The sequence below is a fragment of the Brevundimonas sp. genome, from assembly GCF_051860745.1.
Classification (GTDB): Bacteria; Pseudomonadota; Alphaproteobacteria; order Caulobacterales; family Caulobacteraceae; genus Brevundimonas.
Genome location: NZ_JBHYDN010000003.1, coordinates 212349 through 238112 on the forward strand (window position 1 = coordinate 212349; position 25764 = coordinate 238112).

Below are 25764 nucleotides of genomic sequence, written 5' to 3' on the forward strand. Positions count from 1 at the left end.
TGGAGGCGTCATGCTTTCCCAAGCCTTAAGCGAAACCATATCGAAGCTGGCCATGCCCAAGCTCAACAGGGCCGACGGCCGCCCGGTCGAATGGGCGGCATCCGAAGGCTATGTCGGCTATGAGGCGGCGGTCGCGGCCATGGAGGCCCGGGCGGCGGCCAACGCCACGGGCGAGGCCGGCGAGCTGGTCTGGCTGCTGGAGCATCCGCCGCTCTATACGGCGGGCGTCTCGTCGAAGGACGGCGACCTGCTCGACGCGGCCCGGTTTCCGGTTCACCGCAGCGGCCGGGGCGGACAGTTCACCTACCATGGGCCGGGCCAGCGGGTGGCCTATGTGATGCTGGACCTGAACGCGCGCGGCAAGGACGTGCGGACCTTCGTGCGCGGGCTCGAACAGTGGATCATCGGGGCGCTGGGCGAGCTCGGCGTGCCCGCCGATGTGCGTGAAGGCCGCGTCGGGGTCTGGGTGGAGCGGAAGGGGCCGGGCTGGAGCCGCCCCCCCCTCGTCGGCTTCGCCGACACTCCCCCCGCGGACGGGGGGAGAGAAGACAAGATCGCCGCCATCGGCGTCAAGGTCCGCAAATGGGTCAGCTTCCACGGCATCAGCCTGAACGTGGAGCCGGACCTCGGCCATTTCACCGGCATCGTGCCCTGCGGGATCGCGGAGCACGGGGTGACCAGCCTGGTGGATCTGGGCGTGCCGGCGACGATGGATGAGGCGGACGCGGCGCTGAAAATCAGCTTCCGGCGGGTGTTCGGACCGGTGACCGAGGGCGCGGCGCCCATTTAGACGCTGTGCCTTGTCATCCCGGACGCCGCAAAGCGGCGATCCGGGACGGCATGAGCCTGCTCCCTCCGCCCTCCCGGAAATCGCATCGCGATTGTCCGGGGGACAGGCAGCCGTCGCGCTGATCCTGACGTGTCTCCCGGATAGCTGCTGGCGCAGCTTCCGGGAGGATGAAGTTCGTTCGATCCACCGTCCCGGATCGCCGCTTTGCGGCGTCCGGGATGTCATAGGCATCCTCGCGAGCATCGGGGGACAGCCACGACAGGCCCATCTGACACTGGTATCAAGTCGCGTGGAAGACCCGAGGGAAACCGCGCTGCGGTCCCGCCCCGGGCGGTCTCACTTCAGCTCAGGACGACGATCGCCACGCGGCGGTTCTGGGCCCGGCCCTCGGCCGTGTCGTTCGGCGCCACCGGCGACTCCTCGCCATAGGAGATGGTCGCCATCCGGTTCAGGGCGATGCTGTTGCGGCTCAGATAGCGGCGCACCGCCTCGGCCCGGGCCTCGCCCAGCTGCTCATTGAACGCCGCGTCGCCGCTGGCGTCCGTATGGCCCTGGATTTCCAGATAGACGTTGCGGTTCTCGCTGATCAGCCGCTGGACCAGTTCCGCCAGACGCGCCTCGGCCTCGGGCGAGAGTTCGTCGCGGTTGACGGGGAATTTCACCGAGTCGTCCGACAGCACGACCTCATAAAGGAATTTGCCCTCGGCCAGTTTGTGGGCGGCGGTGGCGCGGGCCAGGGCCTCGCCGGCCGTGCCCGCCACCTCGGTGACGCGGGTGTCGACGCCGGTCACCCGGGTGTCCACCTCGGCGAGATTTTCGCGCACGAATTTGTGGCTGGCGCAGCCGCCCGCGGTCAGGCCGGCGATGAGGACGACACCGGTCACGGCCGCCATTCTGGAGGTGAGTCTGGTCAAGGGATGAGCCTCTGTTCAGTCGGGGCGCTACTCCCGGGGGCATGCGCAAGCTGTCAGGTACCGTAACCGTGATGGCGACGTGATGACGGGTCGGGGGCGATAAGGTGTCAGCTTGACTGTAACGAGCGCTTTATTGTCCAGAGCAGTGGTCCGTTCAGCAAACGGTGGTTTGATTCCCGCCATAACGCCTCATTTTACAGAACGACGACTGCCGGGGGACGCGCCACGATCCTGACGCGGGCCGGTGCTGATCTGGGCTTCGCCAATGACCCCCATCGGCGCCGGGACCGTCCATGCCTGCACCGACCCGCAACCTTGACTCCGCCAAACCCGACCCGATCAGGGGCGGGAACCAGGATCCGCGTCCGTCGTCCCATTCGGCGAAGCGCGCATGGCTGCTGGCCGGGGCGGTCAGTCTCGCGGCCCATATGGCGGTCCTGCTGCCGGTGTTGCTGGCTCAAGCCGAACCTTCCCGCCTCTGGACCGCACCTCAGCCGCCTCCGGCAGTGATGGTCACCCTGTTCAAGCCGCCGCCGCGCCCGGAACCCGCGCCCGGCCCGACCTCCGACCCCCAACCACCTGCCGGTCCCGCGACGCCCACGCCCGCCGCGCCTCCGGCCAAGGCCCGCCCGACCCCGCCGGCCCCGGCTCCCCGGCCCAGCCGCGCGCCCATCCCGCCGCCGCCGCATGTCGAGACCGTCGCCGCCCGCGTGCCCGCGCCGCCAGCTCCCATGGCCACGCTCAGCGACGCCCAACTGGCGGGGGCGACCGTTGCCGGGCCCGGCGGCGGCGTGGGCGGGCGGGGGGGAGGCGGCGAGACGGGCGGGACGGGCGGGACGGGCGGCTCCGGCTCCGGCGCCGGCGGTTGCGACATGGTGCGCTGGCTGCAGGACGCCCTGCGCGACGACCCCGAGGTCCGCGCCGCCGTGACCCGGGCCCAGCGCGAGGTCGGTCCCGGCAAGGCCCTTCTGGTCTGGAACGGCGACTGGATCCGCAATCCCGGTGAGGCCGGCGAAGGCCTGGCCGGCGTGCGGCAGGCCATCGCCATGGAGGTCGCCTTCGCCCCCCACGCCTGCCGGGCCCAGCCCATGCGCGGTCTGGTGCTGATCAGCTTCAGCGACTCCGCCGGGGGCCCGAGGCTGGCGCTGGGCAGGGGGGCGTGGCGGTGGGGGGATATGCTCAGGGGGCGGTAGACCGCTGGCAATCGCGCGATTGTCAGCACAATCCAAATCGCCAACCGATTGATCCGGAAGAATTTCCTTGCCCGGACAGCGTCGCCAGCCCGCCTGAGGTAGGGACCCGCCGACAATGGCGGCCATGTCGAAAAGCATCCTCACCGAAGACCAATGGCTGGCCCTGTTCGCCGAAGAGGCAGCCGGCGCGACGCGCAAGGCGCTGTCGGCCAAACACGGCGTCCACACCGGCACGATCAATCGTCAGGCCTCGGCCCGCGGCCTGCTCAAACGCCAGACCGGCGCCCCCGATCATCGTCGCAAGCCCCCCGGAGGCTGGCCGGATGACCGCGTCATTCCGCAGAGCCCGGTCGGCATGACCGGTGCGCTCTGGCGCGAGGCGCTGGACCTGTATCTGGCCGGCGAACCCGCCGCGGACATTGCGGAGCGCTACGGCGTGACCGAAGGGGCGCTGCGGTCTCGCGCCCATGCTGACGGCTGCCAGAAGAAGGACGTGCCCGGCGCCGTCTATCGTCTGACCGGGCCCAAACCGATCACCCTCGAGACCCTGCCCGACACCCGCATCCGGCTGAAACACCGCGACCGCGCCTTTGTCCTCGACCGCAACAATCCCGGAGCCGCCGTCGACGCTCTCGTGGCCCAGGCCGAAACCCTGGCGGGCGCCGGCGAGCGCGAGGCCTGCGCCTCCGACCTGAGGATGGCCGATCTCATCCGCCGCGTGCTGATCGGAGGCCGTCCCGGCGCCGGGCCGCCGCCCGAGGCGGCCAATGACGACGCCCCGTCCGTCCCGCCCATCCATCTCCGCATCGCCCAGACTCCGCCCGGCCCTCTGCCCGACGGCTCCGACTGGTCGACCTGGCTGTTCCTCGGCGGACGCGGCGCGGGCAAGACCCTGGCCGGGGCCAGCTGGCTGGCCGATCAGGCGGAACTTCTCGGCCCCGGCGGCCGCCTCGCTCTTGTCGGCCCGACCCTGCATGACGTGCGCGAGGTGATGATCGAGGGCCCGTCCGGCCTGCGCTCCCTGCCGCGCTGGACCCGCGCCGACCGCCCCGCCTATGAGCCCTCGCGCCGCCGGCTGGTGTTCGCCAACGGCTGTATCGCCCAGGCCTTCTCGGCCGAGGACCCCGACTCCCTGCGCGGTCCCCAGTTCAGCGCCGCCTGGGCGGACGAGTTCTGCGCCTGGCCCGCCGTCGGCGCGCGCGGGGCGGGCGAGACGCTGGCGCTGCTGCGGATGGGGCTGCGGCGGCCGCTTCGCCCCTCCACCGCTTCGCGGTCCCCCTCCCCATTGCATGGGGAGGAGACGGAAGCGCCGCCCGTCTCCTCCCCGTCGCGCAGCGATGGGGAGGGGGACCATGCGAAGCATGGTGGAGGGGCGGGGTCCGGCGCGCCTCGCCTCGTCGTCACCACCACCCCCCGCCCGACCCGCGCCCTCATCTCCCTGCGCGACGAACCCTCCTGCGCCCTGACCCACGCCGGAACGGCCGACAACGCCGAACACCTCTCCCCCGGCTTCCTCGACGAGCTCCGCACCCTCTACGGCGGCACCCGCCGCGAGGCCCAGGAGATCGAGGGCCAGATCGTCGACCTGGCCGGGGCGCTGTTTACGGCGGAGATGATGGCTGGAGCGAGGGGCTGGGGGTTGGGGGCTGGGGAACGGGGGGCAGCCGGGTCGGCCCCGTCGCCCGGGACTTTACCCCAAACCCCAGCCCCCAGCCCCCAACCCCTCGACCGCGTCATCATCGCCCTCGACCCCACGACCACCACCACCGGCGACGCCTGCGGCATCATCGTCGCCGGCTCGCGCCGCCGCCCCGACGGCGTGCGCGAGGCCGTCGTCCTCGCCGACCGCTCGGCCCACGGGCTCAGCCCCGACCAGTGGGCCCGCCGCGCGGTGCAGGCGGCGCGCGAGTTCAACGCCGGAGCCATGGTCGCCGAGGTCAACCAGGGCGGCGACATGGTCCGCGCCGTGCTCAAGACCGCCGGAAACACGCTGCGGGTCCGCGAGGTCCGCGCCACCAAAGGCAAGCGCGTCCGCGCCGAACCCGTCGCCGCCCTCTACGAACAGGGCCGCGTCCGCCACGCCCCGGCCGACGGCGTCCCCCTGTCGGCGCTGGAGGAGGAGCTGATGTCCTTCGCCGGCGAGATGGAGGGGGCCGGCTCGCTGGATCGTGCGGACGCGCTGGTGTGGGCGGTGACGCACCTGCTGATCGACGCGCCGGAGGGGGAGCGGGGGCCGAGGGTGCGGCGGTTGTAGATGGGACTGAAAGAGAAGATGTCCGGAATGAATATGGACTATAATGCAAGATAATTGACATTTATACGTATTATGATCCATAAAATATCGAAAATAATTGGACTATAAGTCATGACAACCGTCGCTTCCGCCCGTCGAAGTCTGGACGACCGCCTCGGCCCCCTGAAAAGCGACGTCGGCACGCGTCCGCACAGAGGATGGGTGCGCGCGGTGCGCGAGGCCCTGGGCATGACCGGGACGCAACTGGCCGCTCGGCTGAAAGTCGATCCCTCCACCGTCTCGGCCCTGGAGAAGGGCGAGGTTCAGGACACGGTGACCCTGGCCACGCTTCGGCGGGCGGCCGCGGCGATGAACTGCCGTCTGGTCTACGCCTTCGTTCCCGAGACCTCGCTGGAACAGACCGTGCGCGACCGCGCCGCGATGGTCGTCGATGTTCGTCTCGGCAGGCTGGGCCACACCATGGCGCTGGAAAATCAGGCCCTGAGCGATCCCGACCTCGCGGACGAGCGGGGGCGGATGATCGAGGACTTGATCCGCGAGGAACCCCGGCGGCTCTGGCAGACGCCGTGACCGATCCGCTGTTCGACGGCGACGACGAGGGGAATACGCCCCTGATGCCCGAGGAGCGTGAGGGGCTGATCCCCAGCTGGATCACCACCCGCGCCGACCTGAACCGGGCGGAGTTCGACAACATCGCCAAGGCTCAGACATGGGCGGCGGCCCGGCGGCGGGACATTCTCGCATTCGATCCCCTGATCGCCCTGCACAGACAGATGTACGGGCAGGTGTGGCGTTGGGCCGGCCGGTTCCGGGAGACGGGCAAGAACATCGGCGTCGATCCGTGGCGGATCGGCATGGACGTGCACGCCCTGCTGGAGGCGGTGCGGTTCGAGATCGACCACGACGCCTGGCCGCCGGACGAACTGATGGCGCGCTTCCATCATCGGCTGGTGCAGATTCATCCGTTTCCGAACGGGAATGGTCGGCACGCGCGGATGGCGGCCGACATGTTGGCGACGCGACTGGGCGTGGAGCCGCTGAGCTGGGGGCGGGACAGTCTGGTCGAGCCGGGGGAGACGCGTCGGCGGTATATCGCCGCGCTGCAGGCGGCGGACCGGCATGATCCGGGGCCGTTGCTGGCGTTTGTGCGGGGGTGAAGGGGCGGTGGGAGTCGGTGCGCTGGCGAGGGCGGTCAGCGATCTGCCTATCGACGCATCGGAGGTGAGGCGGTTGTGGAGAGGGCGGCGTAGCGGGCCGATTTCAGCGAAGGCTCAGATTTCGCTCATGCCGCTCACCCGTCCGCCGGTCAGGATGCAGGGCTCTGCTGAACCGGATGACGCCATGCCGCCCGAACTGCACGCCTATGCCGGATGCTACGCTGGCGACTCCGCCGCGTCGGCCGAGGTCACGGACGCCGACGGGGGCGTGGCCGTGCGGTTCGGGCGGGGCTCGCTCGGGCGGCTGGAGCTGGCGGCGGCGTCGCCGGACGTGTTCCGGCAGGGGTCGATGATTGCGCGGTTCCACCGGAATGCGGACGGCGAGGTGACGGGGTTCAGCTACAGCGACCCGCTGCTGCGCGGGCTGCGGTTCACGCGGCGGGACTGAGACCTATTCGAACTCGACCAGCACATCGTCCGCCGCCACGGGATCGCCCGCCGCGGCGCCGACGGACTTCACCACGCCGTCGCGTTCGGCCTTGAGGATGTTCTGCATCTTCATGGCCTCGATGATGGCGACGGTTTCGCCGGTCTTGACCTCCTGGCCGACCGTCACCGGGATGGAGACGACGAGGCCGGGCATGGGGGACTGGATCAGTTTCGAGGTGTCGGCGGCGACCTTTTCCGGCAGGCGGGCGTAGAGGGCGGCGACGGCGGGGGTCAGGACGCGGACGCGGGCGCGGGCGGCGCGGGTGCGGATGACGAAGCCGTCGGCGACGCGGCTGACCTCGGCGGTGAAGGGGACGCCGTCCAGCGTGGCGCGGAACTGGGCCAGGCCGGGGCGCCAGTCGATGTCGCCGAGCTTGAGGGCCCTGTGTTCGTCATTGGCCTCGCCGACGAGGTCCAGCGTCAGGGCCTCGTCGTCGTCATAGCCGAGGGAGACGCCGTGGGCCTCGCCGGGGCCGGCGGGATGGCCCGGGCCCTGGGCGGCGACGAGGATGATCCAGTCGGTGCGGCCGGACGGGTCGCCGGACTGTTCCGAGGCGATCTCGTTCATGGCCGCGGCGGTGGCGATCAGGATGTCGGTCTGGCGGCGGTCGGGCAGCAGGCCGTGGAAGCCTTCGGGGAATTCGTCCTTGATATAGCTGGTCGAGATGTTCCCGCTGCGGAAGCGGGGCTGGTCCATGACGGCGGCGAGGAAGGGGATGTTGTGGCCGACCCCGTGGATGTGGGTGTCCTCCAGCGCCCGGGCCATGCCGTCGATGGCGGCGTCGCGGGTCTCGCCCCAGGCGCAGAGCTTGGCGATCATGGGGTCGTAGAACATCGAGATCTCGTCGCCCTCGCGGACGCCGGAGTCGTTGCGGACGGTGTAGCCGCCCTGATCGCCTTCCTCAGGTTGTTCGTAGCGGATCAGCCGCCCGATCGAGGGCAGGAAGCCGCGATAGGGGTCCTCGGCGTAGATGCGGCTCTCGATGGCCCAGCCGTTGATGGCGAGGTCCTTCTGTTCGAAGACGAGCTTCTCGCCCCAGGCCGAGCGGATCATCTGTTCGACCAGATCGACGCCGGTGATCAGTTCGGTGACCGGATGCTCGACCTGCAGCCGGGTGTTCATCTCGAGGAAGAAGAAGGACTTGTCCTGGCCGGCGACGAATTCGACGGTGCCGGCGCTGTCGTAATTCACGGCCCGGGCCAGGGCGACAGCCTGGGCGCCCATGGCGGCGCGGGTCTCGGGGTCGAGGAGGGGGGAGGGGGCCTCCTCGATGACCTTCTGGTTGCGGCGCTGGATCGAACATTCGCGCTCGAACAGGTGGACCACGTTGCCGTGCTTGTCGCCCATCACCTGGATCTCGATGTGGCGCGGGTCGATGATGAATTTCTCGAGGAAGACGCGGTCGTCGCCGAAGGCGCCCAGCGCCTCGGCCTTCACGGCGGCGAAGCCCTCGGCCATGTCGGCGTCGGAGTGGGCGACGCGGATGCCCTTGCCCCCGCCGCCGGCCGAGGCCTTGATCATGACCGGATAGCCGATCTCATTGGCGATGGTGACAGCTTGCTCCGTCGTCTCGATCAGGCCCATGTGGCCGGGGACGGTGGAGACGCCGGCGGCGGCGGCCAGTTTCTTGGAGCTGATCTTGTCGCCCATGGCCTCGATGGCCTCGGGGTTGGGACCGATGAAGGCGATGCCCTCGTCGCGCAGACGGCGCGCGAAGCCGGCGTTCTCGCTGAGGAAGCCGAACCCGGGGTGGACGGCCTCGGCCCCGGTCTGGCGCACGGCCTCGACGATCCGGTCGGCCAGAAGATAGGACTGGGCCGCGGGGGCCGGGCCGATCAGCACGGTCTCGTCGGCCATCTCGACGGCCAGCGAGCCAGCGTCGGCCTCCGAATAGACCTGCACCGTCTTGATGCCCATGCCGCGGCAGGTCTTGATGATGCGAACGGCGATTTCGCCGCGGTTGGCGATCAGGATTTTGGAGAACATGCGGCGGTCTTTGGCGTCTTTGATTCTGAAGCGAACGTGATCGCGGCGTGAAGGGACCGCCCCGATTAGGCCGCGATCCGGCGCGAGTAAACCGGAGGGGGCGTTCACCTCAGCCGGGTATGGGGTTGGCAAGGGCGGTACCGATGGGGTTTAACCCGTTCCAGTTCCGTTCATCCCCGCTCATTCAATCTTGATCCGTCCCTGTCCCGCTTACTGGCCTGGAGCCTGACCTGATGTCCCGACCGCTTACCTTCGTCGCCGCCGCCGCCCTGTCCCTCGTCGTCAGCGCGGGCGCCGCCTTCGCTCAGGACTTCCGGGCCCTGGCCCGACAGGACCTGCAGCGTTCGCATGACGAACTGGCCGCCAACCATCCGGCGCCGGCGGTGCAGGGTGCGGCCAGCCAGGGCTTCCGGGCCTGGCTCGACAGCGGCCTGCAGGAGTCGCTGGGCCTGTCCACGCGGGTCAACAGCGCGCACAGCCACGCCTATCTGATGCGCTACTACGCCGGCGGCTTCCGCGATTCGAACATTCAGGTCAGCCCGACGTTCGACAACATGGGCCCCTATTTCGGCACCAGCTGGCCGGGCTTCACCACCGGCTGGCGCGGCGGCCGCTATATCGTGACCTATGTGAAGCCGGGCACGCGCAGCGCGCCGCGGGTCGGCGACGTGGTCACCTCCTGCAATGTGATACCGATCGAGGAATTCGCCCGCGCCAAGCTGGACCGTTGGGAAGGCAATCTGGACACCGAGGCCGGCCGCGTCACCTCGGCCCCCTATCTGTTCTGGAACCGCAACAACCCCTTCACCGCCGGCGTGCCGTCTCAGTGCAGCTTCCAATCCGGCCGCGGCCGTCCGCGTGACATCCAGATCCGACCGATCCCGGTCGTCGCCGGCGACCTTGAGGCCGCCTATCGCGCCACCGTCTACATGCCTCCGGCCACGCCGCTGGCGGTGGAAACGGTCAACGGCCGTCCGTGGCTGCATGTCCATTCGTTCGCCGACAGCGCCGGCTGGCCCGCCTTCAACGCCGCCGTCGAGGCCCAGGCCGCGACCCTGCGCGGGCCGGCTGGCTTCGTGCTGGACCTGCGCGCCGCCTCCGGTTCGGGCGAGAACTCCTCGACCGCGCGCGGCTACGGCATGGCCAACCGCATCTGGACACCCGAGTTCACGGTCAGCCGCCAGCCCGCGGCGGGCGACATCACCTACCGCGCCACCCAGGGCAACCGCGACTGGTACGCCGCCGCTCTCGGACGGATGGAAGCCGATCCCCAGTTTGTCCAGGACGCCATGCCGGTGATCGAACAGACCCGCGAGGTCGTGGCGGCGTTTGACGCCGCCATCGCGGCCGGTCGGCCGACTTTCGCCCTGGCCGGTCGCGCCGCGGTGCCGGATACGGGCGCGCCGAACCCGGTGCAGGGACCGGTGATCGTCCTGGTTGACGCCGGCTGCTCGGGCGGCTGCCTCGATACGCTGGACCTGCTGTCCAAACTGCCGAACGTGCGTATCGCCGGTTCGACCACGGCCACCGACACGATCTTCGTCGAGCCAACCGTGCTGCGGCTGCCGTCGAACTATTCGGACCTCAGCTATGGCCACAAGGCCTGGACCTCGCGTCCGCGCGCCAACAACCAGCCCTATGCGCCCGCGCAGGGTCTGACCTACACCGGCAACCCCGTCGATGAGACGGCGGTCCGGGCCTGGGTCGGGACGCTGTTCCAGTAGGCCAAAGTGCGGTCTCCCTCCCCTTCATGGGGAGGGATGTCGGCGCATAGCGACGACAGGGTGGGGAATCCCAAAGCCGGGCGCAGTCCGTTCGGGACTGGCGTACCCCACCCGGGCTCGGCTGCGCCTCGCCGTCCCTCCCCATGAAGGGGAGGGAGAAGGGTGGAACCCCCGCCCGGCCCTTCCTATTTCAGCCTCATGACCAACCCCGACACCGCCCCGACCCTGCGTTCCGCGTCCGGCTATGACCTGACGCCGCCCGACGAGAATCAGCGCGCAGCGCTGGAGGCGGACCTGTCCGCCGAGGAAAAGCGCGTGTTGCTGGCCCACGGCACCGAGGCGCCGTTCTGCGGCACGCTGCTGGGCGAGAAGCGGGCGGGGGTGTTCTGCTGCCGGGAGTGCGGCCTGCCCCTGTTCCGAACCGGGACCAAGTTCGAAAGCGGCACCGGCTGGCCCAGTTTCACCGAGCCGGTCGATCCGGCGCATGTGAAAGCGATCACCGACCGCTCCTACGGCATGAGCCGCACCGAGACCCGTTGCGCCCGATGCGACAGCCATCAGGGCCATGTCTTCCCGGACGGACCGGGACCGGACGGCCTGCGCTACTGCATCAACTCCGTGGCCCTGACCTTCGTGCCGGAAGGTGGGCGGCTGCCCGACCCCCTCGGACGCGGCGACGGAACGGCCTGACCTTGGCCTTATTTGGGGCTAGGGTGTTGTTTCGAGTGGAGTCCGTTGCATGGCCGTTTTCGCATTGATCCTGGTCACGGCGCTGCTGGCGTCGGACCCTGATGGCGTCGTCGTCACCGCTCCCGCCACCACCGTCGATCTCGACGCTGTCGCCCAGCCGCTCGCCGCCTCGACCGAAGGGGCGACCCAGAGCGCGGTGCCCCACGGCCTGTCGACCGATCAGCAGATCGACCGCTGGATCGCCGGCCGCTCGACCGCTGACAAGCCCTGGGCCGAGGCGGCGAACGAGCCTGCCGACGACCGCAAGATGCATGGCGAGGTCAGTTTCGGCATCGGCACCGGCGGCTATCGCGACTATGGCGTGGCGGTCTCCCTGCCGGTCGGCGAGCATGGCCGGCTGGATCTCAGCTACCGGCAGGTTGAGAACGGCTATCCCTACGGGGGCTACGGGTTTGATCACCCGTACTACGACGACAGCGGCTATGCCTTCCCCGGTTATCAGCCCAATGCCGCCGCTGAATACGAGAGCCGGCTCATGCGGCCGAATGGCCCGCCGCGTCGCTATCCGCTGCTCCAGCCGAATCGCGCCGATATGGACTGACAGGCCGGACCACTTGTCATCCCGGACGCCGCGCAGCGGCGATCCGGGACGGAGTGCGCCCTTTGCCGGGCCTCCCGGAAATCGCCACGCGATGGTCCGGGAGACAGGTCGCCGCCACTGTCTGTCCTGACGTGTCGCCCGGATAGCCGCTGACGCAGCTTCCGGGCGGAGGGACGTTTGTGCTCATGCGTCCCGGATCGCCGCTTTGCGGCGTCCGGGATGACAAGGTTCGGACCTTGACCAATGTGGGCGGCGTCTTGCTGACGGCCCAGGAACGGAAAAGGGCGGAGCTTGCGAAAGCTCCGCCCTTTCTGTCTTCAGAGGTGGTGCCGCCGGGGGGAATCGAACCCACGACCTCAGCCTTACCAAGGATGCGCTCTACCACTGAGCTACGGCGGCCTGATCTGAGGAAGCGGCCCTATAGCCAACCGGGGACAATGGGGAAAGCCCAGAATGCACCTGCTTGCGGAAAACTTCGGCGCGGGGTCTCATCGACCCATGGATGAGTCGAAGACCGCGTCGCCCCGACCCGACCTGCCGGCGACCCTGCCGGACCCCCTGGCGCCGGCGAAAACGCCAGCGACAGCGCGGGCCCAGCGGCTGGCCACGGCCCTGCGGGACAATCTGAAACGGCGCCGGGCGGCAGCGCGGTCCGGGAAGCCCGCAAAGCCGAGCAACTGAATGTCATCGGCGGGACCGATGTCGGCCTTTCGCAACGGTAGCCGTCCGCGCTAGAGAACCGATCCCCCTTGCGCCCTGCACGGGGTCGCAAGAGACGACATGGACAGCATCGCCATCACCGGCGGCGCCCGTCTGAACGGAACCATTCCGATCAGCGGCGCCAAGAACTCCGCCCTCAAGCTGATGGCCGCATCGATCCTGACCGATCAGCCGTTGCTGCTGACCAACATGCCACGCCTCGCGGATACGAAATTCCTCGGCCGCCTGCTGCAGGAACTCGGCGTCGAGGTTTCCGAACGCGAGGGCGCGACGGGGCAGGAGACCCTGTTCCACGCCGCCGCCCTGACCTCGACCTTCGCGCCGTATGATCTGGTCCGGCAGATGCGGGCCTCGTTCAATGTGCTGGGGCCTCTGCTGGCCCGCACCGGCGAGGCCAAGGTGTCGCTGCCCGGCGGCTGCACCATTGGCGCGCGACCGGTCGATCTGCATCTGCAGGCCCTGACGGCCATGGGCGCCGAGATCGAGCTGGACGAGGGCTATGTCATCGCCCGCACGCCCAAGGGGCTGAAGGGGGCGGAGATCGAATTTCCCTTCGTCTCGGTCGGCGCGACCGAACACGCCCTGCTGGCCGCCGTACTGGCTGACGGCGTGACCGTATTGCGCAAGGCCGCTCGTGAGCCCGAGATCGGCGACCTGGCGCGCTGCCTGACCGCCATGGGCGCGCGGATCGAGGGGATCGACACCGATGTCCTGACCATCACCGGCGTGTCATCGCTGGGCGGGGCCAGCTGGTCGGTGATCCCGGACCGGATCGAGATGGGCTCCTACGCCGTGGCCGCGGCCATGACGGGCGGCGAGGTCCGGCTGACGAAGACCCGGCCGGAGCTGATGACGGCCCTCAGCGACAAGATGATCGAGGCCGGGGTCGAGGTGACGCCGACGTCTGACGGTGTGATCGTGAAGCGTGATCCGGCCGTGCGGCTGAAGGCGGTCAATGTGGCGACCGAGGTCTATCCGGGCTTCGCCACCGACCTCCAGGCCCAGTTCATGGCCCTGATGACCACGGCCGAGGGCGACAGCGTCATCCACGAGAACATCTTCGAGAACCGCTTCATGCACGCGCCGGAGCTGGCGCGGCTTGGGGCGGACATCCATGTCCATGTCGGCGAGGCGGTGGTGAAGGGCGTGCCGATGCTGCACGGCGCCCAGGTCATGGCCACCGACCTGCGGGCCTCGGTCAGCCTTGTCATCGCCGGCATGGCGGCCCAGGGCGAGACCACGGTCGGGCGCGTGTATCACCTCGATCGCGGGTTTGAACGGCTGGAAGAAAAGTTGAGCGCATGTGGTGCCGAGATCCGCCGCGTCCGGGACGACGCCCATGAGCACTGAGGCCCGCGAAGTCGAGGCGGACACGGCGGCGCCCGCGCCGATCGAGCCTCTGCGCCTGCTGGCCGAGGACGCCGACGACCTGCACATCATCTCGGCGGCGCTGCAGGACGCCATCCTGCGGCCCGTCGACATCGTCTGGGAGCCGTCCTCGCAGAGGGTGACGCTGAAGCTCAGCCGCTTCTGCTGGGAGTGCGGCGGTGCGCGGGTAATGGCGGCCATGCAGTTCGGCGACGTCATCGCGGTCAAGAGCCGCCGCCTCCCGCGGCTGCCCGAGAGCGCGCTGGAGCTGCTGGCCATGGAGTTCGCGCCGGGCGAGGCGCCGGGCGGCCGGGTCATCCTGATGTTCGCGGGCGGGGGCGACCTGCGGATCGACGTGGAATGCCTTGACGCCGTCCTGACCGACCTGTCGGAACGTTGGCCCGCCAGACTGGCTCCGACCCACCTCGACCCACCGGCGGATCCGGCGTGAGCGAGCCCGATCCCCTCAACCACCGCCTGTCATCGGTCGATCTGGACGCCGCCACCCTGTCGGCCGCGACGGCCGAGATCGAGCACGAGCGTCGGGTCGCCATCTTCGACCTGGTGGAGAAGAACAGTTTCGAACCCGCCGGCGCCGCGGGCGGGCCCTATCGGCTGAAGCTGTCCCTGGTGGATTCGAAGCTGGTGTTCGACATCGAGGGCCCGGATTTCTCGCGCGCCCACGGCCTGTCGCTGACGCCGCTGAAGGGCGTGATCCGCGACTACATCCTGATCTGCGACAGCTATTATGAGGCCCTGCGAGGCACCTCCCCGGCCCAGATCGAGGCCGTCGACATGGGCCGGCGCGGCCTGCACAACGAAGGCGCCGACCTGCTCAAGGCCCGGCTGGACGGCAAGATCGCTATCGACCACGAGACGGCGCGGCGGCTGTTCACGCTGGTGACGGCGTTGTACCGGCGGGGGTGAGGCGGAGTGATTAGTGGTTAGTGATTAGTGGTTGCCGGCTCGAACAGGGGCGGTCGATCAACGAGCGCCGTCGTTTGCATCAGCCAACCACTATCACTAACCACTAATCACTCTCATGCCCCCCTGCCTCGACTATCCCGCCGTTTTCAGGCATACGCCCGCTCCTTAACGACGCGCGCTTTCGCCCGGCGCGCGTCCAGACTCGTATTCACAGGGCGCGAGAGGCCGCATGGCTAAGGAAGAACTGCTCGAGTTTCCCGGCGTCGTCAGCGAACTGCTGCCGAACGCGACGTTCCGCGTGCTGCTCGAGGGGAACGACCACGAGATCATCGCCCACACCGCCGGCAAGATGCGCAAGAACCGCATCCGCGTGCTGGCCGGCGACAAGGTTCTGGTCGAGATGACGCCCTATGACCTGACCAAGGGCCGCATCACCTATCGCTTCAAGTAAGGGGGCGCGCTTGTCGCGTCCTGAACTCGTGCTGGCCTCGGCCAGCCCGCGCCGCATCGAACTGCTGGCGCTGGTCGGCATCACGCCCGACCGGGTCGACCCCGCCGACATCGACGAGACCCCACTGAAGGACGAGACTCCGTCGCGCCTCGCCGCGCGTCTGGCCGTCTCCAAGGCCGAGGCCATCGCGGCCGGGGCGCCCGACGCGGTCGTGCTGGCCGCCGACACCGTGGTGGCCGTCGGCCGCCGACTGTTGGAAAAGCCCGCCGACGAAGCCGAGGCCGTCCGGTTCCTGAAGTTGCTTTCGGGCCGTAACCACCGGGTCTTCACCGGTGTGGCGGTGACGGCGGGCGTGCGGACCACGCACCGGGTCGTCGACACCCGCGTCAGCTTCAAGGTCCTGTCCGACCCCGAGATCGCCGCCTATGTCGCCTCGGGCGAATGGCGTGGCAAGGCCGGCGGCTATGGCATCCAGGGCCGGGCCGGGGCCTTCGTGACCCGGCTGGTCGGCAGCTACCCGGCGGTCATGGGCCTGCCGCTGTTTGAGACCGTAAACCTGCTGAACGGCGCGGGCTGGCGGCCGTGAGCATCGAGGTCTTCCTCGACGACACGCCCGGCGAGGTCCGCGGCGTGGTCGCTCGGGACGGCCGGTTCGAACATCTGCTGATCCAGCGCGAGGACGGAGTGGCCGAACATCGTCTCGGCGCGCGCTGCGTCGGACGAATCGCCGAGGTCCATCCGGGGCTGAAGGGCGCCTTCGTCGATCTGGGGCCGATCGTGCACGGCTTCCTGCCGTTCCGCGGGCAGGACCGCCTGGCTGTCGGCCAGAAGGTCGAGGTCGAGGTCACGGCCGAGCCGCGCGAGGGCAAGGGGCCGACCCTGCGCCTGATCGGGGCGTGGGAGGGCGCGCCGCGCCTGCTCGCGCCCGGCCCGACGGCGGCCGAGATCCTCAGCCGGCTGGCCCCCGGCGTGGAGCCCGTCACCGGCCTCGCCGCCATTCAGGCCGGTTGGGATGCGGAAGAAGAGGCGGGCTGGCCCGGCGAACTGTTCCCCGACACGGGCCTCGACCTGATGGTCCAGCGCACCCGGGCCCTTATCGCGGTCGATCTGGATCTGGCGCCCGCGCCGGGCGTGTCCTTCGGCGCGCCCGCACGAACGCGCGCGAATCGGCAGGGTCTGCACGCGGCGGCCCGCCTGATCCGGCTGAAAAGCTGGGGCGGCCTCGTGGCCATCGACCTGATCGGAACGGGCCAGGATGGCGACGTGGTCATGGCGGCCGCAAAACAGGCGTTTGGCGGTGATCCGGACGCCGTCTTCGGGCCGGTCAACCGGTTCGGCGTGCTGCAACTGGCGCTGCCATGGCGTCGGACTCCCCTGGAAGAGGTTCTGAACGGTCCCGACAGGCTGAGACGGCCCGGGCAGCGGGCGCAGGACATCGTGCGCGGTTTGAGATTCGCCCTGCTGTCCGACACGACGATCCCCCGTATCACCGCGCGGGCGGCGTCCGCAGACGTCGCGCTGGCTGCGCCGCTGGTGGCGCGTCTGGGTCCGCGGGCCCATCTGGAGGGCGATCCGGCGATGGCGCCGGGCGCGTTTGTGATCGAGGATCGGTGATCATGGCCCTCTGCCCGACCTGTCGCCGCCAGCCGGCCGACGCCAAATACAAACCCTTCTGCTCCAAGCGCTGCGCCGACGTCGATCTGCAACGCTGGTTCACCGGCGGATACGTCATCCCTGAAAGCGTCGACGACGTCTCGACAGGCGACCCGAACGAAGACTGATCTGACGGCTGGACACCCCCGAACGGCTCGCCTATAGACCGCCCTCCCGCGAGCGGATGCCTCGCCTGGGTAGCTCAGTTGGTAGAGCAGCGGATTGAAAATCCGCGTGTCGGTGGTTCGAATCCGCCCCCAGGCACCATCGCTTTTTCCCGATCGAGGAAAGCGGCGCGGTCCCATCATCAAAATGTCGCTTTCCACCGGAATCTTCGGCTTCGGGCTTGCTGGCTCCCTTGCGAGGGGAAAAGCACCGTCCCGCACTTGACGCTCTGGTATGCGTTCGCCAAAGGAGCTTGACCGCGTTCCTTTGCGGGCAGTTGATGGGGGCGGGGAAAACGGTTTCCCCAAGACCGTCGGCGCCGCGCCGGAAGCCATCAGGCAACCGGAAGCGTCAGAAGGCGTTCCAAGGATCGGGGGATTTCCCTCCGCATCGGCGGACTAGAATTTCATCGAGGGCGGTCGTCGTCTGCGGCCGTTTCTTTTGGGTTCCACAAGTCAGACCAAACAGCAGGAACTGGCGAACTATGTTCGATATCAAGAAGACCAACATCCTCCTGGCCATGGCCGCCGCTGGCGTCCTTATGGCCGGCACGCCGGTTCTCGCGCAGGATGCCCCCGCCGCCGATCCGGCCGCCGCAACAGCCGCTCCCGTGGCTGACCCGGCCGCCGCCGCCGCCCTCGCCGCGGCTCCCGCCGTCGAGGAGGCCGCACCCGCCGAAGAAGCCAAGACCGAGGGCAAGATGACCCCGGCCAGCATGTTCATTCACGCCGACCCGGTCGTTAAGGTCGTCATGATCGGCCTGGTTCTGGCCTCGATCTTCACCTGGGTCCTCCTGCTCATCAAGATCTTCGAGTTCGGCAGCCTGAACCGCCGCACCGACCAGTTCCTGGAAACCTTCCGCCAGACCCGCACCATCGCGGACATGCGCCGGGTGGCCACCTCGGACGAGTTTGACGGCAACCCGCTGGCCGACATGGCCGCCGCGGCGACTGACGAAATCGAACTGTCGCGTCAGGCGGGCCTCTCGGTCACCGGCGATCATGCCGACTCGGCCCTGGCGCGCGCCCAGCATGCCGTCGCCGCCGTTCAGGCCGGCCTGGCCCGTCGCCTTTCGGGCGGTCAGCAGTTCATGGCCTCGGTGGGTTCGACCGGCCCGTTCATCGGTCTGTTCGGCACGGTTTACGGGATCATGAACTCGTTCATCGGCATCGCGAACACCAACACGACCAACCTGGCCGTCGTCGCCCCCGGCATCGCCGAGGCGCTGCTGGCCACGGGTATCGGTCTGTTCGCCGCTATCCCGGCGGTTATCTTCTACAACTACTTCAACACCCGCATCTCGGCGTACGGCACCCGTTCGGACGGCTTCAGCGCCGAACTGACCAACGCCATCTCGCGTAACCTCGACAAGGGAGCGTAAGCTCGATGGCCGCCAAACTTTCAGGCGGCGGCGGCGGCAAGTACCAAGTCGAGCAGAACAGCGAGATCAATGTCACGCCTTTCGTGGACATCATGCTGGTTCTGCTCATCATCTTCATGGTGGCGGCCCCTCTTGCCGCACCGTCCGTGGAAGTGAAACTGCCGCGTGCCGTCGCTCCGCTCGCTCCAAACCCGCCGACTCCGATCTACATCTCGATCCAGGGCAACGGGCAGGCCTTTCTGGGCGACGGCGCCGTCGCCCTGGACCAGATCGGTCCGGAGCTGACGGCCCAGATCGGACGTCGCAATCCCGCCGACGAGCGTATCTTCATTCGTGCCGACCGCACGACCCGATACGGCGATTTCATGCAGGTCATGAACTCGCTGCAGGACAACGGCTTCTACAGCGTTGCCCTGGTCGGTGAAGATACGGATGTTCAGTAGGAAACGGTGAGATCATGACAGACATCGAATATCACCGTTCCAGATACGATGCGCCGAAGCCCAAGGGTCTGTTCGGGGTTCCCCCGGGCGTCCTGCTGGTCAGCATCCTGCTGGTCAGCCTTCTGTTCGCGATCCTGGCCTTCTACTTCATCAACGCCCAGTTCAAGCTGCGTGAGATCAACTACTCGGACGAATCGGTGGACGTGGAGCTGATCGAGCCCGTCCCGCCGCCGCCTCCGCCTCCGCCGCCGCCGCCGCCGGACACGCCCCCGCCGCCCAAGCTGCAGGTGCGTCCCCCGGTCATCGTTCCGAACGCGCCGCCGCCTCCGATGACGTTGCCGATCGAGCCGGTGAAGAAGGAGGACCGTGTCGAGTATCGCGGTCCCCCGGTCATCGTTCCTGGACCGCCGCCGCCTCCGGCTCCGGCTCCGCCGCGGCCGTCGGTTGTGACGAACCCGAGCTGGGGTCGTCAGGTCGTTCCGGAGTATCCGGAACGCGCCCAGGCCCGCGGTATCGAGGGCATCTCGACGGTCCGCGTCAGCTGCGCTCTCCAACCGAACGGCAGTCTCGCCGACTGCCGGGTGGTTTCGGAAGATCCGACCGGTATGGGCTTCGGCTCCGCCGCTCTCGCCGCCGCCCGTCGTTCGCGGGTGACGCCGGGTACGGTCGATGGCGCCGCAGTCGGCGCCCGGGTGGAATGGAACGTGCGCTTCCGTCCGCCGCCGCCGGAGTAATCCGCCGGACAGCACTATCGTCAGCGCCCCGGAGGTCCGCCTCCGGGGCGTTTTCGTGTGTGGCGTCAGCTGGAACAGGCCGGCGGGCGTTGCGAAGTTGGGGTGAAGCCCGGGGCCTGGAGATCGGGCTTTTCATGCCGGCCCTAGCGAAGCGGAGAGCCGGGACGGGACGCGTCTGAATGGACGCCCTCCCGGAAGCCGCGCAGCGGTTGTCCGGGAGACGGGCGGGGGCGGAGTCACCTTTCTCCCGGCTCAGCCTGACGGCTGTCCGGGAGCCCGAAGCGGGATTGATCCTTCATCCCGGATCGCCGCGGTGCGGCGTCCGGATGACAAAAGGGCGCAATCCCTTATCCGTCTTGATCGCCGACCGAGACCCCGCTAGACACGCCGCTCGCGAGAGCGCGCCGCCTTAGCTCAGTTGGTTAGAGCGCCGGTTTGTGGAACCGGAGGTCCTCAGTTCAAGCCTGAGAGGCGGTACCATCTCCCCATTTTCAGGTCGTCATCCTCGGGCTTGTCCCGAGGATCCATCGTTGCGCCGGTCTGGTGGTCGGTGGTGAGCGCGCCTTGGTGACCTGCGACGCGCCAAAGGCTATTGCGGCGGTGGAATGGGTCCTCGGGACAAGCCCGAGGATGACGGGGAAAATCGAATGAGGTCAGCGCCCGCCTGGGACCCCCGACAGTACAGCCGGTTCGAGGCCGAGCGCGACCGCGCCGCCCTTGACCTGCTGCTGCGCCTGCCCGGGGACATGGACCCCCGCGAGATCTGGGATCTGGGCTGCGGCGCGGGCCAGCACGCGGCCATGCTGAAGCGACGGCATCCCGGCGCGGTGGTGCACGGACTGGATTCCAGCGCCGAGATGCTCGGCAAGGCCCGGTCTCTCGGCGGCGATGTGGATTGGCGTCAGGGCGATATCGCGGACTGGCGCCCCGAAGTCCCCGCCGACCTGATTCTGGCCAACGCTTCCCTGCACTGGTTGCCCGACCATCCGGCCCTGCTGCGGCGGCTGGCGAACGCGCTGGCTCCCGGCGGCGCACTGGCGATCCAGATGCCGATGGCGCACGAGACCCGGCATCATGCCCTGATGCGCGCCGTTGCGGCCGACGGTCCATGGGCCGCGCCCCTCGCCGGGGTCGAGACCATCGCACCCCTCCTGTCGCCGGACAGCTATTACGAGGTTCTCGCCGAGACCTGCGCCGGCATCGACGTCTGGGCCACCACCTATCTGCACGCCCTGACCGGACCCGATGCGGTGCTGGAATGGATGAAGGGGACGGCGCTTCGCCCCTTCCTTGCGGCGCTGGAGGGTCCGGCTATGCGCGCGGATTTTCTTTCCGCCCTCGGCGCGCGGCTTTGCGTAGCGTTTCCACCACGTCCGGACGGCGTGACCCTGCTGCCGTTCCCGCGGCTTTTCCTGGTAGCGCGACGTTGCTGACCGAACGCCGCCGCCGCAGGCCGGTGACCGGACCGTCCAGCTTCGCCAGGGCCTCTGCAGCGGCGAGATAGCCAGCGGCGACTCCGGCGTCGAACCCCTTCCAGTCGCGGATGTCCAGCCCGTCGGGCGTCGGCTGGATCAGCACGTCGGTGGCGGCGCGCGAACTCTCGATGTCCGCATCCGTGGTCAGGGTGGCCGAGCGCATCAGGATCGAGACGATGGGCGGCCCGCGCCGCCAGGCCCCGGTCACGATCAGCCGCCAGATCGACGGCGGATGCTCGATCAGGGCGGGGTCAACGCCGCGGGCCTCGGACATGTCGATACCGATGATCGGGCCACTGTGCATCTGGCGCATTACCTCGGTCGGCAGGTTTTTCAACACCGCGCCGTCGACCAGCACCTGGCCGTCGATGACGATGGGCGGCAGCAGGCCCGGAATGGCGATGGATGCGCGCATCGCCCGGCGCATCAGGCCGCGCCGGTGCACCTCGATCTTGCCGCTGGTCAGATTGGTCGAGACCGCGAAGAAGGGCCGGACCAGGTCAGCCAGGTCGGTCTCGCCATAGGCCTCCAGCAGCAGGCAATCGACCTTGTGCGCCCGCGTCATGGCCAACATCGGGAAGGTCAGGTCCGAAAGCGGATCGCTCTCGACAAAGGATTTGTGGATGCGGGCTTCCAACTCTTCCTGCGACCAGCCCATGGCCGGGCCGGCGGCGATCACCGCGCCCATGGAGGAGCCGCCAACGAAGTCGATCGGCACCCTGGCCTCATGCAGGGCCCTGAGCACGCCGATGTGGGAATAGGCTCGCGCCCCCCCGCCGGACATGACCACCCCGACGGCCGATCCGGTGATGACCCGCGCCATCCGGTCGGCGTCGGCCTTCTCGCCCTCGACCGCCTGGAACCAGCGGCCGGGCTGGATGGCATCCAGCCAGACCGCCGTATTGGCCGGCCGGGTCATGCGCGGATCGCGCAGCAGGATAAGGTCGGTGCGGTGCTGGGCGTCCAGCACCCCGGCGTGCGGCATGGGCCGGTTCGGCGGAGCCATCACGCCGTTGCCGACCACGAAGACCCGGTCCACCTGGCGCGCGCACAGGGCGGCCCATGCGGGCTCTTCCATCTCCGCGACATAGAGGACGAAGTCGTGGGCGTCCTCGACCCGGCTGAACCATTCGGCGGCCGAGGCCAGGGCGGAGTTGTCGATGACCTGGCAGGTGAAGCCGTCAGCCTCGATCGCCGCGGCGATGCGCTCGACGAGGGCGCGGATCGGGCGTGGCCGGGCCGAAATGAAGCCGAAAACACTGGGCTCGCCGCCGCCCGAGCGCCGGTCGCGGGCGCGTTGGATCATCAGCCGGGACAGTTCGACCATCAGGTCCGGCTCGGTCCGGGCCGCCTCGAAGAAGGCGTCGCGGGGCAGGGCCAGGACCTCGCAGTCGCGCAGGGCGACCACGTCGGCGGTGTGTTCGGTGCCGGCCAGCATGGCCATTTCACCGGCCGGTTCTCCGGGCCGGATGACGCCGACGAACTGCGGCGGGCGATCCTCGCCGTGATCGCGGCGGAACACGCCCAGACGGCCGCTGCGCAGCAGATACAGGGTGTCGGCGGCGTCACCCTCGGCGAACAGGGTCTCGCCTCCGGTCAGGGCGAACCAGCTGGCGCGCGTCGTCTTCTCGCCTTCGAAGATGCGGTGCAGGGCGTCTTCCAGCCGGTCGGAACGGGGAGCGGGCATGGGAGGTTCTGGGGCCAGGTTCTAGGGGCTAGGGAATCGAAACGCGCTACCGTCGCAGTATCCCTCCCTAATCCCTAATCCCTAGAACCTGGCCCCCTACCAGGCCCCCATCTCGCGCAGCCGCTTCGCCAGATCCTCCGGCACCTCGCCCGCGTCCAGCGTCGACAGGTCCGGCGGCGCGTCCTTCGGCTCCAGATAGCGCCATCCCTGGAATGGCCGTCGGGCCTGGGGGGCGGTGCGGACGACGTCGGGGGACAGCTTGATGTGGCACATTGAGGCCTTGCCCTCGCCCTTGGTGGCGATGTCGAGGATCGGCATCCGGCAGGTCACCGAGCCCTTCATCACCCAGTACAGCGAGCCGCCGTCCTCCAGCTCCGCCGCCCGCCTGGGCGTCATCCGGGTATGGACGGTCAGCCATTCGCCCTTGGCCGCGCGGCGTTCCAGCGTTTCCACCCTGGCGACGCCGACGCACAGCTTGATCATGTGGAGGGACATGGGCGGGGCTTAGCATCATCCGCTCAGCGAGCGGGAGACTTCCCGGCGGGGGCGGCGTAGTTTGTCGCCATGTACGGACTGATCGGCAAGATGACGGCCACGCCGGGCCAACGCGACGCTCTGACCGCGATCCTGCTGGAGAGCTTCGGACGGGCGCCCGGCTGCCTCAGCTATGTGGTCGCCCACGATCCGGCGGACGCGGACACGATCTGGGTCACCGAGGTCTGGACTGACGAGGCGGCGCACCGCGCTTCGCTGCAGGTTCCGGAGGTCAAGGCCGCCATCGCCCGCGGCCTGCCGCTGATCGCGACCTTCGAGGACGCGCGGGTGACGACGCCGGTGGGCGGGGTGGGGTTCCGCTGAACGGGGGTTATGCCGCGCCAGCCGTAACCGTGGCCAGCACCGCGTCCGCCGATACCTGATCTCCGACCGAAACGTTGATCGCTCCGACCACGCCATCGAACGGGGCGACGAGGGCGTGTTCCATCTTCATCGCCTCGAGCACGACGACGGGCTGGCCTTTGGCCACCGGGGCGCCGGGCTTGGCGGGGGTGGCGACGATCTTGCCGGGCATGGGCGCGCGGAGAGAGCCGTCGGAGGCGGAGCCTGCCGTGGCGCCGCGGGGGCTGCTGGCGCTGTAGACGAGCGTGTCGCCTTCCAGGTGCAAGGCCAGGATATCCTCCCGACCCGAAACGCCGATGCGACGCCCGTCGTGGGTCAAGGACTGGGCATAGACGCCGCCGCGCGCCGCGAAGTCCCAGGTTCCCGACTGGTCCGTAATCCGCCACACGGGATCGCCGCCGGCGTCGGCGCCCGCCGATGCGGCCCGTCCGACGATGCGCCGGCCATCTTGATGGACGGCGAGCAACGCCTCGGCCGGCGCGTTGAGCCGGAAGCCGAACGAGCCAGCGGGCGGCTCGTCGTAGGGATTGGGGCGCCACGGACTCATGGGATCCGGTTGGGGCATGGCCTGGAGGCTTTCCCGGCTGTGGCGGCGGAGGAGCAGAGCCGCCAGCGCCGCCGCGTCGGCGAAGGCAGGCGTCTCTCCGCGCGTGAGGGCGTCGCCTTCCGCCTCGATCAGGGCGGTATCCACATCGCCCTGGATGAAGCGCGGATGGCGCAGGCAGCGGGTCAGGAAGCCGGCGTTGGTGCGTACCGGCCAGACCTCGACCTCGGCGCAGGCCGCGGCGAGGTCTGCCGCGGCCTCTTCGCGCGTGTCGCGATGGATGATCAGCTTGGCGATCATCGGGTCGTAGAACTGGCTGACCTCGCCGCCGTGCTCGACCCCGGCGTCCACCCGGACGAAGACCGGCAGTTCGAACCGCTCGAGCCGGCCGGTGCTCGGCAGGAAGCCGTTGGCCGGGTCCTCCGCATACAGCCGCGCCTCCATGGCCCAGCCGCTGAGCTCGATCTCGTCCTGCTCGAGCGGCAGGGGCTCGCCGGCGGCGACGCGGAACTGCCATTCGACGAGGTCGACGTCGGTGACCGCCTCGGTGACCGGGTGTTCAACCTGCAGCCGGGTGTTCATCTCCATGAACCAGATGCGGTCGGCCTTGAGCCCGTCGGAGGCGTCGGCGATGAATTCGATGGTGCCGGCGCCCTCGTAGTTCACGGCCTTCGCGGCCCGGATCGCCGCATCGGTGACGGCCTTACGGGTGGCGGCGTCCATGCCGGGGGCGGGGGCCTCCTCGATCACCTTCTGGTGCCGCCGCTGCAGCGAGCAGTCGCGCTCGTACAGGTGGACGACGTTGCCGTGCGTGTCCCCGAACACCTGCACCTCGATGTGGCGCGGGCGGGTAATGTAAGTCTCGATCAACACCCGCGGATCGCCGAACGACGATTGGCCCTCGCGCTGGGCGCTGGCGAGGCCGGCGGCGAAGTCCTCCGGCCGGTCGACGCGCTTCATACCCTTGCCGCCGCCGCCGGCGACGGCCTTGATCAGCACCGGATAACCGATGCGGGCGGCCTCGGCGGTCAGGGTTTCGACGGACTGGTCCTCGCCCTGATAGCCGGGCGTCACGGGTACGCCGGCCTCGATCATCAGTGTCTTGGCGGCGTCCTTCAGCCCCATGGCGCGGATAGCGGCGGGCGGCGGGCCGATCCAGACCAGACCGGCGGCCATGACCGCCTCGGCGAAGTCGGCGTTCTCGGACAGGAAGCCGTAGCCGGGATGGATGGCCTCGGCGCCGGTGGCCTTCGCGGCCGCCAGCACCTTCGCACCGTCCAGATAGGATTCACGGGCGGGGGCAGGGCCGATCAACACCGCCTCATCGGCTTCGCGGACGTGCAGGGCCTTTGCGTCGGCTTCGGAATAGACGGCGATGGTCCGGATGCGCATGCTGCGGGCAGTCCGGAAGACGCGACAGGCGATCTCGCCACGATTGGCGACCAGTACGGATTTGAACATGGGGCTTTTCTAGAGGGCTGAGTGGCGAGAGGCGAGGGGCGAGTTTGAGCGGTGACTCC

Annotated in this window: 25 protein-coding genes, 3 tRNA genes and 1 pseudogene; 23 read left to right on the forward strand and 6 right to left on the reverse strand. The window is 69.0% G+C overall.

Annotated features, from left to right (window positions below; genetic code table 11):
* Nucleotides 1–10: 10 nt before the first annotated feature.
* Nucleotides 11–790 carry a lipoyl(octanoyl) transferase LipB gene (lipB, locus tag ACTIEW_RS05475; protein ID WP_439476904.1) on the forward strand — a complete coding sequence of 260 codons (780 nt, stop codon included), beginning with the start codon at nucleotides 11–13 and terminating at the stop codon, nucleotides 788–790.
* 341 nt (nucleotides 791–1131) lie between these two features.
* Here the strand turns inward: lipB and ACTIEW_RS05480 are convergent, their stop codons facing one another.
* Nucleotides 1132–1683 (reverse strand): OmpA family protein, encoded by a 552-nt coding sequence (locus ACTIEW_RS05480; protein ID WP_439476993.1) that lies wholly within the window; start codon nucleotides 1681–1683, stop codon nucleotides 1132–1134.
* 314 nt (nucleotides 1684–1997) lie between these two features.
* Between ACTIEW_RS05480 and ACTIEW_RS05485 the strand changes: the two genes are divergently transcribed.
* The 5 genes from ACTIEW_RS05485 to ACTIEW_RS05505 all read left to right on the forward strand — a co-directional run bounded on the left by ACTIEW_RS05485 (nucleotide 1998) and on the right by ACTIEW_RS05505 (nucleotide 6756).
* Nucleotides 1998–2897 carry a hypothetical protein gene (locus ACTIEW_RS05485; protein ID WP_439476905.1) on the forward strand — a complete coding sequence of 300 codons (900 nt, stop codon included), beginning with the start codon at nucleotides 1998–2000 and terminating at the stop codon, nucleotides 2895–2897.
* A 124-nt stretch (nucleotides 2898–3021) separates the two neighbouring features.
* On the forward strand, nucleotides 3022–5151 hold the full coding sequence (locus tag ACTIEW_RS05490; protein WP_439476906.1) for a terminase large subunit domain-containing protein: 2130 nt from the start codon (nucleotides 3022–3024) through the stop codon (nucleotides 5149–5151).
* Nucleotides 5152–5262: 111 nt separating this feature from the next.
* Nucleotides 5263–5721 carry a mobile mystery protein A gene (locus tag ACTIEW_RS05495; RefSeq protein ID WP_439476907.1) on the forward strand — a complete coding sequence of 153 codons (459 nt, stop codon included), beginning with the start codon at nucleotides 5263–5265 and terminating at the stop codon, nucleotides 5719–5721.
* Nucleotides 5718–6308, forward strand: a complete 591-nt coding sequence (locus ACTIEW_RS05500; protein WP_439476908.1) for a mobile mystery protein B — start codon at nucleotides 5718–5720, stop codon at nucleotides 6306–6308. The genes ACTIEW_RS05495 and ACTIEW_RS05500 overlap by 4 nt, the downstream gene beginning before the upstream one ends.
* 127 nt (nucleotides 6309–6435) lie before the next feature.
* On the forward strand, nucleotides 6436–6756 hold the full coding sequence (locus ACTIEW_RS05505; protein WP_439476909.1) for a hypothetical protein: 321 nt from the start codon (nucleotides 6436–6438) through the stop codon (nucleotides 6754–6756).
* A gap of 3 nt (nucleotides 6757–6759) precedes the next feature.
* On the opposite strand, the gene ACTIEW_RS05510 is transcribed toward ACTIEW_RS05505, so the two are convergent.
* Nucleotides 6760–8784: an acetyl-CoA carboxylase biotin carboxylase subunit gene (locus ACTIEW_RS05510; protein ID WP_439476910.1), complete on the reverse strand. Its 2025-nt coding sequence runs from the start codon at nucleotides 8782–8784 to the stop codon at nucleotides 6760–6762.
* A gap of 233 nt (nucleotides 8785–9017) precedes the next feature.
* Between ACTIEW_RS05510 and ACTIEW_RS05515 the strand changes: the two genes are divergently transcribed.
* From ACTIEW_RS05515 to ACTIEW_RS05525, 3 genes are all read left to right on the forward strand, one after another.
* Nucleotides 9018–10508 carry a hypothetical protein gene (locus tag ACTIEW_RS05515; RefSeq protein ID WP_439476911.1) on the forward strand — a complete coding sequence of 497 codons (1491 nt, stop codon included), beginning with the start codon at nucleotides 9018–9020 and terminating at the stop codon, nucleotides 10506–10508.
* A 198-nt stretch (nucleotides 10509–10706) separates the two neighbouring features.
* A complete protein-coding gene (gene msrB, locus ACTIEW_RS05520; protein WP_439476994.1) occupies nucleotides 10707–11198 on the forward strand; it encodes a peptide-methionine (R)-S-oxide reductase MsrB in 492 nt (163 codons plus the stop codon).
* A gap of 49 nt (nucleotides 11199–11247) precedes the next feature.
* A complete protein-coding gene (locus tag ACTIEW_RS05525) occupies nucleotides 11248–11799 on the forward strand; it encodes a hypothetical protein (protein ID WP_439476912.1) in 552 nt (183 codons plus the stop codon).
* Nucleotides 11800–12123: 324 nt separating this feature from the next.
* On the opposite strand, the gene ACTIEW_RS05530 is transcribed toward ACTIEW_RS05525, so the two are convergent.
* A tRNA-Thr gene (locus tag ACTIEW_RS05530) sits at nucleotides 12124–12198 on the reverse strand.
* A 381-nt stretch (nucleotides 12199–12579) separates the two neighbouring features.
* On the opposite strand from ACTIEW_RS05530, the gene murA reads away from it, so the two are divergent.
* From murA to ACTIEW_RS05595, 13 genes and pseudogenes are all read left to right on the forward strand, one after another.
* Nucleotides 12580–13869 (forward strand): UDP-N-acetylglucosamine 1-carboxyvinyltransferase, encoded by a 1290-nt coding sequence (gene murA / locus ACTIEW_RS05535; RefSeq protein WP_439476913.1) that lies wholly within the window; start codon nucleotides 12580–12582, stop codon nucleotides 13867–13869.
* Nucleotides 13859–14338: a DUF2948 family protein gene (locus ACTIEW_RS05540; RefSeq protein WP_439476914.1), complete on the forward strand. Its 480-nt coding sequence runs from the start codon at nucleotides 13859–13861 to the stop codon at nucleotides 14336–14338. Before murA ends, ACTIEW_RS05540 begins: the two co-directional genes overlap by 11 nt.
* A complete protein-coding gene (locus ACTIEW_RS05545) occupies nucleotides 14335–14814 on the forward strand; it encodes a UPF0262 family protein (protein WP_439476915.1) in 480 nt (159 codons plus the stop codon). The genes ACTIEW_RS05540 and ACTIEW_RS05545 overlap by 4 nt, the downstream gene beginning before the upstream one ends.
* Before the next feature lie 229 nt (nucleotides 14815–15043).
* Nucleotides 15044–15265, forward strand: a complete 222-nt coding sequence (gene infA / locus ACTIEW_RS05550; RefSeq protein WP_013269122.1) for a translation initiation factor IF-1 — start codon at nucleotides 15044–15046, stop codon at nucleotides 15263–15265.
* Nucleotides 15266–15275: 10 nt separating this feature from the next.
* Nucleotides 15276–15851 (forward strand): Maf family protein, encoded by a 576-nt coding sequence (locus tag ACTIEW_RS05555; RefSeq protein ID WP_439476916.1) that lies wholly within the window; start codon nucleotides 15276–15278, stop codon nucleotides 15849–15851.
* Nucleotides 15848–16879 (forward strand): hypothetical protein, encoded by a 1032-nt coding sequence (locus tag ACTIEW_RS05560; RefSeq protein ID WP_439476917.1) that lies wholly within the window; start codon nucleotides 15848–15850, stop codon nucleotides 16877–16879. The genes ACTIEW_RS05555 and ACTIEW_RS05560 overlap by 4 nt, the downstream gene beginning before the upstream one ends.
* Complete coding sequence (locus tag ACTIEW_RS05565) at nucleotides 16879–17046, forward strand: DNA gyrase inhibitor YacG (RefSeq protein WP_439476995.1); 168 nt, start codon at nucleotides 16879–16881, stop codon at nucleotides 17044–17046. Before ACTIEW_RS05560 ends, ACTIEW_RS05565 begins: the two co-directional genes overlap by 1 nt.
* A gap of 63 nt (nucleotides 17047–17109) precedes the next feature.
* Nucleotides 17110–17185 (forward strand) — tRNA-Phe (locus tag ACTIEW_RS05570).
* Nucleotides 17186–17567: 382 nt separating this feature from the next.
* A complete protein-coding gene (exbB, locus tag ACTIEW_RS05575) occupies nucleotides 17568–18464 on the forward strand; it encodes a tonB-system energizer ExbB (RefSeq protein WP_439476918.1) in 897 nt (298 codons plus the stop codon).
* A 5-nt stretch (nucleotides 18465–18469) separates the two neighbouring features.
* On the forward strand, nucleotides 18470–18907 hold the full coding sequence (locus ACTIEW_RS05580; protein WP_439476919.1) for a biopolymer transporter ExbD: 438 nt from the start codon (nucleotides 18470–18472) through the stop codon (nucleotides 18905–18907).
* A gap of 14 nt (nucleotides 18908–18921) precedes the next feature.
* Entirely contained in the window at nucleotides 18922–19641 is a 720-nt protein-coding gene (locus ACTIEW_RS05585; protein WP_439476920.1) for a TonB family protein, read from the forward strand.
* A gap of 403 nt (nucleotides 19642–20044) precedes the next feature.
* Nucleotides 20045–20121: transfer RNA gene (locus tag ACTIEW_RS05590), tRNA-His, on the forward strand.
* A 167-nt stretch (nucleotides 20122–20288) separates the two neighbouring features.
* Nucleotides 20289–20714 (forward strand): annotated as a pseudogene (locus ACTIEW_RS05595) (class I SAM-dependent methyltransferase); the annotation flags it as partial.
* A gap of 238 nt (nucleotides 20715–20952) precedes the next feature.
* Here ACTIEW_RS05595 and ACTIEW_RS05600 read toward each other — a convergent pair.
* The gene (locus ACTIEW_RS05600; protein ID WP_439476921.1) at nucleotides 20953–22803 is read right to left on the reverse strand and encodes a patatin-like phospholipase family protein; all 1851 of its coding nucleotides are present in this window, start codon (nucleotides 22801–22803) and stop codon (nucleotides 20953–20955) included.
* A gap of 96 nt (nucleotides 22804–22899) precedes the next feature.
* Nucleotides 22900–23298, reverse strand: coding sequence for a DUF1489 family protein (locus tag ACTIEW_RS05605; protein WP_439476922.1), 399 nt, complete (start codon nucleotides 23296–23298; stop codon nucleotides 22900–22902).
* A gap of 69 nt (nucleotides 23299–23367) precedes the next feature.
* On the opposite strand from ACTIEW_RS05605, the gene ACTIEW_RS05610 reads away from it, so the two are divergent.
* A complete protein-coding gene (locus tag ACTIEW_RS05610; protein WP_439476923.1) occupies nucleotides 23368–23661 on the forward strand; it encodes a putative quinol monooxygenase in 294 nt (97 codons plus the stop codon).
* Between the two features lie 7 nt (nucleotides 23662–23668).
* Here the strand turns inward: ACTIEW_RS05610 and ACTIEW_RS05615 are convergent, their stop codons facing one another.
* Complete coding sequence (locus tag ACTIEW_RS05615; protein WP_439476924.1) at nucleotides 23669–25705, reverse strand: acetyl/propionyl/methylcrotonyl-CoA carboxylase subunit alpha; 2037 nt, start codon at nucleotides 25703–25705, stop codon at nucleotides 23669–23671.
* Between the last annotated feature and the right edge of the window lie 59 nt (nucleotides 25706–25764).